General features: G+C 54.5%; 9 protein-coding genes. 6 read left to right on the forward strand and 3 right to left on the reverse strand.

Translation table 11 applies throughout. The annotated features are described in order from the left end of the window. Position 1: 1 nt before the first annotated feature. Both AC506A_RS25925 and bcp read left to right on the forward strand, forming a co-directional pair. Positions 2–793: an ABC transporter permease gene (locus tag AC506A_RS25925; protein ID WP_495463889.1), complete on the forward strand. Its 792-nt coding sequence runs from the start codon at positions 2–4 to the stop codon at positions 791–793. A gap of 21 nt (positions 794–814) precedes the next feature. Then, complete coding sequence (gene bcp, locus AC506A_RS25930) at positions 815–1,297, forward strand: thioredoxin-dependent thiol peroxidase (RefSeq protein ID WP_495463890.1); 483 nt, start codon at positions 815–817, stop codon at positions 1,295–1,297. 389 nt (positions 1,298–1,686) lie between these two features. Here bcp and AC506A_RS25935 read toward each other — a convergent pair whose 3' ends face one another. Next, positions 1,687–2,247, reverse strand: coding sequence for a GNAT family N-acetyltransferase (locus AC506A_RS25935; protein ID WP_495463891.1), 561 nt, complete (start codon positions 2,245–2,247; stop codon positions 1,687–1,689). 179 nt (positions 2,248–2,426) lie between these two features. Between AC506A_RS25935 and AC506A_RS25940 the strand changes: the two genes are divergently transcribed. From AC506A_RS25940 to AC506A_RS25950, 3 genes are read left to right on the forward strand one after another with little or no spacing between them, the layout of a single operon-like run. After that, a complete protein-coding gene (locus AC506A_RS25940; RefSeq protein WP_495463892.1) occupies positions 2,427–3,473 on the forward strand; it encodes an AAA family ATPase in 1,047 nt (348 codons plus the stop codon). Beyond that, entirely contained in the window at positions 3,470–4,891 is a 1,422-nt protein-coding gene (locus AC506A_RS25945) for a DUF58 domain-containing protein (RefSeq protein ID WP_495463893.1), read from the forward strand. The genes AC506A_RS25940 and AC506A_RS25945 overlap by 4 nt, the downstream gene beginning before the upstream one ends. Then, positions 4,869–7,589: a transglutaminase-like domain-containing protein gene (locus AC506A_RS25950; RefSeq protein WP_495463894.1), complete on the forward strand. Its 2,721-nt coding sequence runs from the start codon at positions 4,869–4,871 to the stop codon at positions 7,587–7,589. The genes AC506A_RS25945 and AC506A_RS25950 overlap by 23 nt, the downstream gene beginning before the upstream one ends. Before the next feature lie 348 nt (positions 7,590–7,937). Here AC506A_RS25950 and AC506A_RS25955 read toward each other — a convergent pair whose 3' ends face one another. Then, positions 7,938–9,392 (reverse strand): bactofilin family protein, encoded by a 1,455-nt coding sequence (locus AC506A_RS25955; protein ID WP_495463895.1) that lies wholly within the window; start codon positions 9,390–9,392, stop codon positions 7,938–7,940. Continuing rightward, a complete protein-coding gene (locus AC506A_RS25960) occupies positions 9,364–10,368 on the reverse strand; it encodes a M23 family metallopeptidase (RefSeq protein WP_495463896.1) in 1,005 nt (334 codons plus the stop codon). The genes AC506A_RS25955 and AC506A_RS25960 overlap by 29 nt, the downstream gene beginning before the upstream one ends. Before the next feature lie 214 nt (positions 10,369–10,582). Here AC506A_RS25960 and AC506A_RS25965 point away from each other — a divergent pair, with 214 nt between their 5' ends. Next, positions 10,583–11,710, forward strand: a complete 1,128-nt coding sequence (locus AC506A_RS25965) for a ParM/StbA family protein (RefSeq protein WP_495463897.1) — start codon at positions 10,583–10,585, stop codon at positions 11,708–11,710. Positions 11,711–11,951: the final 241 nt, after the last annotated feature.

The following is an 11,951-nucleotide window of genomic DNA, read 5'->3' on the forward strand; positions in this document are numbered from 1 at the left end:
GATGTTCTATTGGTCGCTTGCAATGGAGTATATAAAGAACTATGCCAAAACAAAGCTAACCTACCGGATGGACTTCTGGATCGAGCTCTTGTCCGATCTGTTGTTTCAAGGGGTCAATTTGATCTTTATCCTGATCGTTTTTCAACATACTCCCTCACTTGGGGGCTGGTCGGAGGCGGAAGTGATTTTCGTCTATGGCTATTTCATGGTGCCGGCAGGCATCTTCGGTGCCGTCTTCAACATCTGGAATTTCAGCGAGCGTTATATTGTAAAAGGGGAAATGGACCGCGTGCTGACGCGGCCGGCCTATAATCTGTATCAGGTATTGCTGGAAAATCTCGATCCGCCGTCCTTGTTCGGCTCGCTTGTCGGCCTTATAATTATGGTGCTTGGCTGGGGAGATTTAGGGCTCGCGTTCTCGTTTACGGACATCCTCATGCTTGCCGTTTTTACAATGGGGTCCGTGATGATCTACGCAGGGCTGTTCACATCGCTGACGGCCATCTCATTCTATTCGGATGCACCAACGGGTATACTGCCGCTGATGTACAATATTTCAAACTATGGCCGTTATCCGGTTAACATTTATAACAAAATCATACGATTCCTGCTGACGTGGCTGCTTCCTTTTGCATTCGTCGGCGTCATCCCGGCCTCTTATTTCTTAGAGAAGGATCACGAAGGGTTATCGTCGCTGGCGCTGCTTACACCGGTTGTGGGGGTTGTCGTGTTCGCGATTGGCCTAACGATCTGGAATCATGGCGTGAAGCGCTACCGGGGTGCGGGATCTTAAGTAGTGGGGAGAAGAAGTCCGATGGCAAGAGCGATTAAAGCAAAAGCATTTCTAGGGAAAAAAGCACCCGACTTTACGCTGCCCGGCATGGGCGGACGTGAGGTCACTTTAAGTCAATTTGCCGGCAAGAAGGTCGTCTTGTTCTTCTATCCGAAGGATTTGACGCCGGCTTGCACGCAGGAGTCTTGCGATTATCGGGATTCGTATGCGGCATTCGGTGATAGCAATACGGTTGTTCTCGGTATTAGCATTGACGATGTGAATACGCATCAACGCTTTGCGGAGAAATATGAGCTGCCGTACGAGCTGCTTGCTGATCCGGAGCACCGCGTGTGTGAGCTGTACGGCGTGTGGCAGATGAAGAAGCTGTACGGCAGAGAGTATATGGGACTTGTACGCTCGACCTTCCTCATCGATGAGAAAGGCAAGCTGGTACGCGAATGGCGCAATCTGCGAGTGAAGGGGCATGTGCAAGAGGTGCTCGAGGCCGCGCAGGCGTTGTAGCCTGCAACAGAGAAAGGGGTTGTCCGGATTAGCCAAGTTGGCTTTCTGGGACAACCCCTTTTTGTGTATGTCGAAATGCTGGCCTGATGATGATCCCAAAATTGCTCGCAATTAACCGCTAATCGGATCTAACGAACCGTACGAGTCGTATAGATATTCGCGGACAGCTCTAACGAATCGTAAAGGGCTTATTTGCCTCAAAATAGCTCTCATAAGTTTCTAACGAATCGTGGAAGCCTTAATTGACGATTTAGGGGTGATCTAGAGCCGGTTTTCCCATAATAAGGCTCCTGCGATTCGTTAGAATCTCGGAGGGGAGAAATCCAGCTGAATAAGACCTCCATGATTCGTTAGCTTTTCGCGGACTGCCTGGTCGAATTGTGACTGACTTATTTAATTTTCGCGAAAATACACGTATCCCGCCACTCGCTCCCATCAGCGGAAAGGTCCTCGTTCCGGATAATCCCTTCCAGCTCAAAGCCAAGGCGCTGCGGAATGAGCATGCTCCTGGTATTGAGCGTATCGCAGCGAATTTCCAATCGCCGGGCTTGCAGCTGCGCGAAGGCGAAGTTACAGATCCCATCGACAGCTTCAATCATGTATCCTTGCCCGCTGTACCGGCTATCGATCCAATACCCGATTTCGAATTTGCGCACATCCCAATCCAAGCCATGCAAGCTCGATGATGCGACGAAGGTGCCGCAATCTTTGAGGAAAACATGCAGGCGAAGATTCTCCCGCTGCAAAAACTTTACATGAGCCTCGCGGATCCCTCGTTCGGCTTCATACTCCGAATGTTCTTCTTGTGCCCATTTCATCCATGGTTTCAGCTCGTTAATCGAGGCATTCACAGCCTCAAGAACTGCCTTGCCGTCTCCCGGCAATGGCATGCGAATGAGCAGCCGTTCCGTCGTAAATTCGTTCGGAAAATCAATCATAATGGGATCCATGGCAAACCCTCCATCACTTCGTCTAACGAATGAGTCACGTATGTAAAAATCATCCTACAGCCTGCCCTGTTCCTTGTAAATAGAAACGTGGATGGGAGGAGGGTGTAAAGAGAGCGTAGTCTGGCGAAACTATCAACTAGAGGAATTCATAGGTTGAAAGAGTAGGAGATGAAGCTCAAATGATACCAAAGCAAATGTCGGAGCAGCCGTACGGCAGCAGGGTGGCTGAGCCGGAGGATAAGGTTCATCAGGATGCTTGGCCGGAGGCGGCGCAGCAATCGCTGCAGCTCATGATGACTAGAGTGAATAGTGTACTGCTAGGCAAACGAGAGGTTGTCACCCAGGTGTTCAGCGCACTGCTTGCAGGCGGGCATGTGCTGCTGGAGGATGTACCTGGAGTCGGCAAAACGCTTCTCGTGCGAGCCATTGCTCGTGTCATGGGAGGCGAGTTCAGGCGCATCCAGTTTACTTCCGATATGCAGCCTGCCGATGTGGTCGGCGGGATGATTTGGGATGGCAAACGAGGCGAGCTCGTATTCCGGCAGGGGCCGCTTATGGCGAACGTCGTGCTTGCGGACGAGATCAACCGGACGCCTCCGCGTACGCAGTCTGCCCTGCTCGAAGCGATGGAAGAACGGAGCGTATCGGCGGATGGCGAGACGAGACTGCTGCCGCAGCCGTTCATGCTGCTCGCAACGCAAAACCCGCTGCGCGACGACGGTACGTATCCGCTGCCTGAAGCGCAGCTTGACCGGTTTATGATGCGGCTGTCAATCGGTTACCCGGCAGCGGAGGATGAGATTGCGATGCTGGAGGGGAAGACATCGCAGCGTCTGCATCCGGAATCGCTGCGTCCCGTCATCATACCGGAGGAATGGCTGCGCATGCAGCGGGATGCGCTGTCCGTGCATGTTCATCCCGCGCTGATGGCCTATTCGGTTCATATTGTCAGTGCGACCAGAACCTCGCAGGAGCTGCTGCTCGGGGCTAGTCCGCGAGCGACACTGGACTGGGTACGTGCGGCTCAGGCAACGGCCTATATTGCGGGACGGCGTTTTGTCGTGCCGGATGACTTGAAGCAAACGGCTGAGCATGTGCTTGCGCATCGACTTCTTGTACGCGACGAAGCGCTTATGCGCGGGAAAACCGCCGCCGCAGTGCTTGCGGCCATTATGTCTGCCCAGCCGATTCCGATCCCATCCGGTGATGGCGGGCGAAGGCGATGAAACGGGCGAAGCAAGCAGGGCAGGGATTTACAGGGCCTGGAGAGATGGGTGAAGGGGTGAAACTGCGCAGTCGCTTCGTGGCTCGCGCAGTGTTGATTCTGCTGCTTGGCGCCAGTATGGCGGCGCTGCATGCGCGAGGGGGCGCAGTGGAGTGGCTGCTTGCTACGGTTACGGCGGCGGTGGCGTTTTGCTGCCTTATTTTGCCGTATATGGCGGTTGGGAAGATAACGGTTGAGCGGTCGATTGAGGAAGCGGAGGGGCTGGTCGACGGCGGGGACATGCAGGTGATGCTAACGCTTCGGCTTAGCAGACCTGTGCCCTTCATGTGGCTGGGAATAAGCGAAGCAATCGTTCCGGCTGCCGCGCAGTCCGGGAAGGGACTGGTGGTGCAATATGCTTTTCTGCCTGGATTTAAGCGCGTATTCCACATTCGTTACTCGGTTCGCGGACTGCGGCGTGGTGAGTTTAACTACAGTCCGCTGCAAGTATCGGCTGGGGATATGCTTGGTGTGACGGTTCGTAAATTCGAAGTGGCGTGTCCGGGTAGACTGCTTGTTCATGCGATGGCGCCGGCTGGGGAAGCTTTTGCAGACTTGCCGGGATTTCGGCCTAGTGCGAAGAGCAGTGAGCGTCAGCCAATTGCGTCGCTTGGCGGACAGATGATTACGGCAGCTGCGCGTGCAAGCCGAGGCGGAGCGGGCCCTGATGTGCGAAGCTATATCCCCGGCGATTCGCCAAGGCGAGTCGATTGGCGGGCGATGGCTAGAGGGCTTGGGATGCAGACGCGGATTAGCAATGCGGAAGAGGCAGGTCAGCTCATTGTGCTGCTGGATACGTCAAAATCCGCATACGGCGGTGACATGAGGTTATTCGATGCCCATGTTGGGCGTGCGGTGCTTGTGATGAGGCAAGCGGTAAGGGAAGGCAAAAGCGTTGTTTTGCTGACCACGGAGGAAGTGGAGCTTATCGTGCGTGCCGGGGAGAGAAGTGTGCTGCTGGCTGCGGAGGAGAAGCTTGCCCGGTTGCAGTGGGAGACTTCGACTCGGAAGCCGATGTCCCAGTGTCTCTCTGATGTTGTTGCGGAGATGCCGCGCGGCTCGGCGCTGATTTGTTTGACCGCGGGTACGAAAGGTGCCGGTGCTGTAGCAAGGGAATCGAGCGCCTCGGAAAATGTCTTCTACGGCGCTAAACTCGCGGCAGTGCGGGGCGTGAAGCTGGTGCTGCTGCTTTCTTTTGCAGAGACCGAGGCGGCTCCGGCAGAAGTGAACTGGCGTACGCGTCTTCAAGGCACGGACTGCAGCGTGAAGGCGCTGCCTGTACCGCTGTCCTACCGGAAACAAGTGCCGGTCATGGCGGAATTGAGTTTGGCCACGAACAGGGAAGGGGGCGTCATGGATGTCAGCACAGCAAGCAGCTAACAGTGGTGGGAGCGGTGCACAGTTGTCTAACCGGCAGAGGGAGCGGACGGGGCTGGATTTTTTTCAATTGGGGTCGCGCCGACTTGTAACGACTTTGCTGCTGTTCGGGCTGATCGTAGAATGGCTGCTCCCGCTTGCACAGCTGAAGGAATATACGGAGTTATATCAGGTTGAGCCGCTGCTGGCGACGGTCGGTCTGTTTCTCGTTGTCGGTCTGTTTGTGCCCCCGACGTGGTTATCGATTGTGCTCAATAGCGTGATTACGATCGGGACGGTCCTTGTTCTTTTTCAGGGGCAATATGCTTCAGGACAGGATGCGTTAGTGGGGTTGCTGCACGCGTTCACGCATGATCTGGGCCAACTGCTTCACGGAAAAGTGATGCTGAGCGGAGAAATGCGAACGGTGCTGCTTGTCAGCGGACTTGGGATGATGGCGCTGGCGCTGCAGTCCTTAGTATGGCTTAGGCAGTGGGGGCTGGGGCTTGCCGCGCTGACGGCTGTGTATTTGCTCATGCTTTATGGGTTTCTGGGTTTGCAGGTGTTTCCGAATCTGATGCGCGCGCTGGCGGAAGGGCTGCTGCTCGGTGCGCTCCTTACGGTGCCGCGGATGGAGCGTTTAATCGGGATGAATCTGTTTGTTCGAGCACGAGAGAATGGCAAAAACCGAGCACAAGAGGATGGCCAAAACCGAGCACAAGAGGATGGCAAAAACCATATTGCGGGCTGGTCGCTTCCTTGGTGGAACGGCTCGGCTTGGCTGGTGGTTCTCATTTTGGCAGTTGGCATTGGTGCCGTATGGAGCTTAGCGAGGCAAACGCCGAACGAACCGGCACCATGGGCTGCGGAAGCTGTAGAGTGGGGACAGCAGCGGCTGCTAGAGCGTCAGGGCGATGGAGGGGCGGGGCACCGAGATACCGTTACCGCCGCAGAGGAAGCGATGGCTGCAGCGGGTTTTGGCGATTCAGGAACAACCGGTTATGGGGCTGATGACCAGGTGTTAGGTGGAGCATTATCGCAGGATCATTCGGTCTTATTCACCGTTGCTTCGAAGGAAGCTACTTACTTGCGCGGCGAAAGCAAATCCGACTACACCGGCAAAGGCTGGGTGCAAAATGTTCATGATTGGCTCACGCTGAATGTATCGACTTACGAAGCCGAGGAAGACGCACGTCTGCTGGTGCAAACGATAACGGCTGTTCATCCGACAGCAGGATGGCCGCTGCTTGCAGGCGGCGCGGAGGCGAAAATCACCGCTATTCGGATGCTGGACGGTGAAACGGCCGGCTATCGGCGCGATGCGGCGACAGGAGCACTCTATCCGATTGACGAGAACGATCGTGTGGTTAGTTATACGGTAGCTGCGGAGCTGCCGGAGCTGGCACTGGATGAGCTGAGGAAGCTTTCTGCGAGTGTAGAGCCAGTGGTTGGCGGAGCGGGGAAAGGTATTTCGGAGTACCGGGCAGGGACAGGGGCGAGTTCGAGCAGTGCGGGGAACGAGGCTACTGGGAAAGCGAGTGCGGGTAATGCGGGAAGCGGGAACACAGGAGAAGCTGGAAAAGGGACGGAGACAGCAGGGTCACGCGCTTTTGTTGAGACGGTAGCGCTTGAGGATGCGTATACGCAGCTCCCTAAGGAATTGCCTGCGCGAGTTGGCGAGCTGGCTTCGCAGATTGTTGCGGATGCCGGGAATCCGGCGAGTCGCTACGATCAGGTGGAGGCTATCGCATCGTATTTGCGCAGCCGATATGCGTACTCGCTGCAGTCGTCGGTGCCGGCTGAGGGAACCGACTTTGTGGATGATTTTCTGTTCCGCCAGCAGCAAGGGTATTGTGTTCATTTTGCATCGGCGATGACGGTTATGCTGCGGACGCAAGGGATTCCCGCGCGTTATGTGAAGGGGTTTGCTCCGGGCGAGGCTGTCGAAACTGCTGCCGGCGGCGGAGCGGGGCTGTACACCTTGCGTGCCAGTGATGCGCACGCTTGGGTGGAGGTGTTTTTCCCGGGTGTCGGCTGGCTGCCGTTTGAGCCGACGCCGGGGTTTGCGGCACCGGGCAGCGGTGCCGCCGGCGAAGCCTCATTGACGCCTGCTGCGGCAGGCAATGGGGCGCAGCCGGGAGTGGCCGCAGGCGCAGCGGGGGCTGCAGCTAGCGGCGAAGCCGCAAGCCACGCCCGCGCGCTGGCGGGGCGCTTGGCAGCGCAGCTGCAGGCGGCGGCGCAGCATGCCGCCGGTGCCGCGCAGCGCGGGGCGCATGCCCTCGCGCAAGCGGCGCAAGGCGCCATGGCGGCGAAGCCGTGGGCCATGGCCGCGCTAGCCGCGAGCGCCACCGGCGCCGCCGGGCTCGCCTTGGCGGCTGCGCGGTGGCGCAAGAGCGAACGCTTCGCGTTCGCAGCCGCGCTGCGCCGCTATGGCAGCGCCTTGCAGGCGGGCCGGCACACCGCGGCCCGCGGGCACTTCCTCCAGCTCGCGGATGCCTGCTGGCGCGAGCTGTACAACAGGTGCGGTGCGAAACCGCTGCACCGCACCACGCGCGAATTCGCGGCGGAGGCGCTGCCGAGCCTCCCGCCGGAAACCGCGAAGCTGGTCGCTGAATTTGTGCGCTGGGATGAAGCGGCGCGCTATGATGCGCATTGGCACAATCAGCCAACGCTTCAGCAGATGACCATACTTGTCGCGGGCTTACAATCGCGCCAAACTTAAAGATACAGCAAAGGCTGTTTCAAAATGTCCGCGAATTGCGACTTTTGAAACAGCCTTTCGTTTGACCCCTTCACGAGGCGGGGGCAGCCTGCATTGTGATTTCCTCCGATAAAATGTTGCAGAAAGAACAACAAATCACCGTTGCCGATGCTTCAAACCATAATTTGTTGCTCAATATGCAACATATACAGAAGATAAAACGGCCAATCGGCTTTATGTGCCGAAAATGTTGCAAACAGTGCAACATTCATCCAACCTGAGGCTGTATACCCTTGAAATATTGCAGATTGAGCAACATTTAGTTTTCTTTATATACACCCGGGTGCATTGCACAGATTATGCGCCTGCTTACCAGTTTTTGAGCAGAGCTGCAGCTTCCGCAGCATTACGTTGGCTAGACTTATTTTGGAAGTTCTCTCGTTCCGATTGATTCTGTTCGTTAGTCGAAGTACTGCCATTCGCATGTTCCTCGAAGCCATAACTATAAACGTTGACAGTGGACTTCAAAGGTTTCGATCCGTTATTCGCATTCATGGTCGTTACGTCGCTGGTTGCAGCGGGAGCAGCTGCTTTCTCGTCGGCCAGAGAGTCAGATACAATGCTTGGCTGGACGAAACGATCTCCTTCATCCATAGCTTCCACTGGAGTTACTACCTCATCTGCACCAACCTCAGTGGTGACCCCGTTCACTTCGACGCTCGCGCTATTGCTCAAGTCGACACTCGCCTCATCGGTCTCAAGGCTCTCCGCATTCGCTCCTATCTCGAAGCTCTCCGTAGTCGCTTCATCCATCTCGAAGCTCTTCACACTGGCCTCACCGGCCCCGAAGCTCTCCGCGCTTGCTTCCACCACGAAGCTCTCCTTACCGCCATCCAAGTCCTCATCCACTAGTTCCGAGTGCTCTCCTACAAGCTCCGATCCAGCGGCGACTTCACTTTGGCTCTGAGCAGCGGCAAGCTTGCTATCTATGGCAACCGCATCCGGCAAAATCATCCCGCTCAAAGCAGCGCGCTCCGCCTCGTTAACACCTTCACTCATTCTGGTGCTCACTTGGATGAACGCATCTTCGTCTTTACCCGCATCCTGATCTGCCAGCAACACATCATCACTGGGTGTAGCTGATGTTTTACCACCCCCACTAATACTGGAGATGAATGCTTTTCCGCTTTCCCGGAGCGGATCGCGTTTCGAATGCTCGTTGCTTGCGGCAGCATGGTCTTTATTTTCAGGCGCGATGCCTTCGTCTCCGACTGCCTCATCTGCTGCACTTGGCTTCTCAATAGCACGGTAGCTGATTTTTTTCGGAGCGGCCCACACAACTGCCCCGTCAGCGCCGACCACCATATCTCTGCGGTCGTATCCACTGCGTCGCTCTACACCTATATAGCCGTCGCTGTTCCCGCTGCGCCGTTCAATTCCGGTTCTGCGATCTGCAGGGTTGACTGCAGGCTCGTCCTGATCCATTGTGCTTTTCCCCTGGAACAGACCGCCGTCCTCGATGGTCAACGTAGCAGCAGTCATATCACCATATAGCTTGCCTGTGGAGGAGATGGTCAATTTGCCTGTGATATGGACATTGCCGGTGACTTGTCCTGCTAGAATGACATTGCGTGCCGTAATATTCGATACGGCAAAACCGCTTTCTCCCACGACGACATCGCCATCGCAGGATATATCTCCACGCAGCTGTCCTTCCAAGCGGACACCGCCCGCAGATCGGATCGTGCCTTCAACAATCGTACCTTCCCCGATGAACGTATCGGTCAGCTTGGAGCTAATCTTGTCTTTTTTCCAATTGAACATCAGTTGGTATCCCCTTTATCCCCATTTTTAAATATGGTTTTGGATCGACGGACACCCCATACTTCATCACTTCAAAATGAAGATGCGGTCCCGTGCTGCGGCCCGTTGAACCGAGTAAACCGATTAGATCCCCTTGCTCTACGCGGTCACCTTCTTGCGCGAGTACCTTGTTCAAATGCATATATTTTGTAGCAATGCCGTTCATGTGAGAGACGACAATGTAATTCCCGCGTTCCGTCATATAGCCGGTTTCTTGTACAAAACCATCTGCTGCTGCGAATACCGAGTCGCCTGTTTTGCCGGCAATATCCATGCCTTTGTGTACCCCGGGATGGTTCGTGAAAGGGTCGATTCGGACCCCGAACAACGAAGTAATGCGCTCCGATTCTGTGGGCCAATAGGTAGGCGTGAGTCGAAGGACTTGTTTCTTTTTTTGTACCTCTTTCGTGGTGGACGTCAGCCTGTTCTTCAAATCACTGATTTCGCCGCCGATAGAAGTAAAGAATGATTGGGTCTGAACTACGAGCTCTTGGATATCCTCATCGGTTGCGTCCAACTGCTCGCCCCCGACGCCATCACCGTCTGTTTCTTTAGCCGATTTGGCAGGAGAAAGGCCAACGAGCGATTTCATATCGGATTCCAATTTGTTCAGCTCTTCCATTCGGGCGGTTACGGCATCGGCTTGCTGGGCCAGTTGAACCAGATCGGTTTGCAGCTTGTTGATGAGCGCATCTTTGTCCGTGAGTTGATCTTGATGGGCCTCGGATTCCGATGCGAGCTGTAGTTGAAGCAGTTCCAGTTGACGACTGTTACGTTCATGAAGTAGGTATAGCGTTGATGCTATAACAATCAGCAAGGAAACAAGGATGGGAATCACCAGTAACAAGGCGGTGGAAATCCGAAACCGCAGCGCTGGCTTGCTGCCGTCTGGTAAGACAAGAAAGGTGAAATGCGCGTTGCGTGGAAAAAGTTTCATGCTTACCTCCTAGAAGTTTTTTGCTTCGAACTTATGTTTTCATAAGGATATAGACCTAGCAAAAAAACATATACACCGAACTATTTCGGCAGATTGATCCCGAAAACTTAGACGTTGCGAAAAAAGAATAATAAAAAAGGATTTTGTCGGCATATAGCGAATTGAATCACCTTAACAGCGGAATTAGGCTAAGACAATGAACGGAGGCACTCTTGTGATTAAAATTGCAGGCATTGACGTAGGAAACGATAGTGTGAAACTGGTGATTGATGGAGCTTCGGAGCCGATTGTAGTCCCGAGCATCCTCTCCCCGGGCTATGAGCGTCATATTTTTCAAGATGAGGATTCACCGCTCAAAGCACTAGACGTGCGTGTATACAGCCCTAAATTAAAGAAGAACAACCAGCGCTACTTCGTAGGCCTGCTGGCGATGGAAGATCAAGATATTTCGGAGCTCGAGGAGACGGATAACAAAGCAACGAGCGATCAAGCGTTGATCGTGGCGTTGACAGCACTTGCTTATGCAGGGCTGACGAGTCAAACTTATGAGCCGGTAGAAGGACAAACGACGCAAGCGGTAGAGTATATCGTGGGAACGGGTTTGCCGGTACGTACATATGCAGGTTTTCACAAAACATTTGAGGAACGCCTTGTAGGCGAGCATGAAGTGACATTCCTCTCCACGCCGAAGCTGCGCGGTCGCTCCATTCGCGTCATTATCAAACGTGCGGTTGTTTCCATCGAAGGCGCAGCAGCGCTGTTCCATATGGCCACACACGATAACCTGACCGTGAAGAATGAAGAGTTGTACTATGGCTGCATCGGAATTTGCGAAATGGGCGCGCTTACGACGGATTTCCCGGTTATTAAACGGATGAGCATCGACAACCAGTTCAGCACGGGCGAGCAATTCGGCCTTGCGACTTATTTGGACAATATCATCCGTGACGTCGAAGATCAGTTCGGCCACCGCTTCCCGAGCCGCACGAAGCTGATCCAGCGTATCAAGAACCGTGACTACATCATCCAGCGGATCGGTGAAGGTCAGGCGGATATTCGTCCAATCGTGGACAATTACTTTAACCGTGCAGCGAATAAAGTGCTTGATCTGATTCTGAAGCGTTGGAAGAAGAACCCTGACATTCAGTGCTTTTACGTGCTCGGCGGCGGCGCTTCCGCACTGCGTGAGTACATTAACGAGGCGGCAGGCTCTGTTCGACTTCGTTTCGTGAACGACAGCGAGTTCCAGAACGTATACGGCTACCTGAAGTTGGCCAAAAATAAAACGAATCAATCGATCGCGGCTACAACAACAGTTGCAGCAACAACCGAGCAAGAGTAGATGTAATATGTGAAGAGAGTCGAGCTGCCTATTGAGGTGGCTCGGCTTTTTCTATTGGCGGCTGCTCAAGTAGCTCACCTTGAGATCTACATTGACGAGAAACGCACCATATTGTAGAAAGAAGCTCACCCAGAGATCCACTGGCTACCCGAGAAAGTCGCTCCCCGAAGTCTAACGGTTACCAGAGCGCTTATTCCCCCATTTTTCGGTGTCCCATAATTGTAACGGTTGCCAGAGTAGC

This window comes from Paenibacillus sp. N22P23, assembly GCF_059383735.1.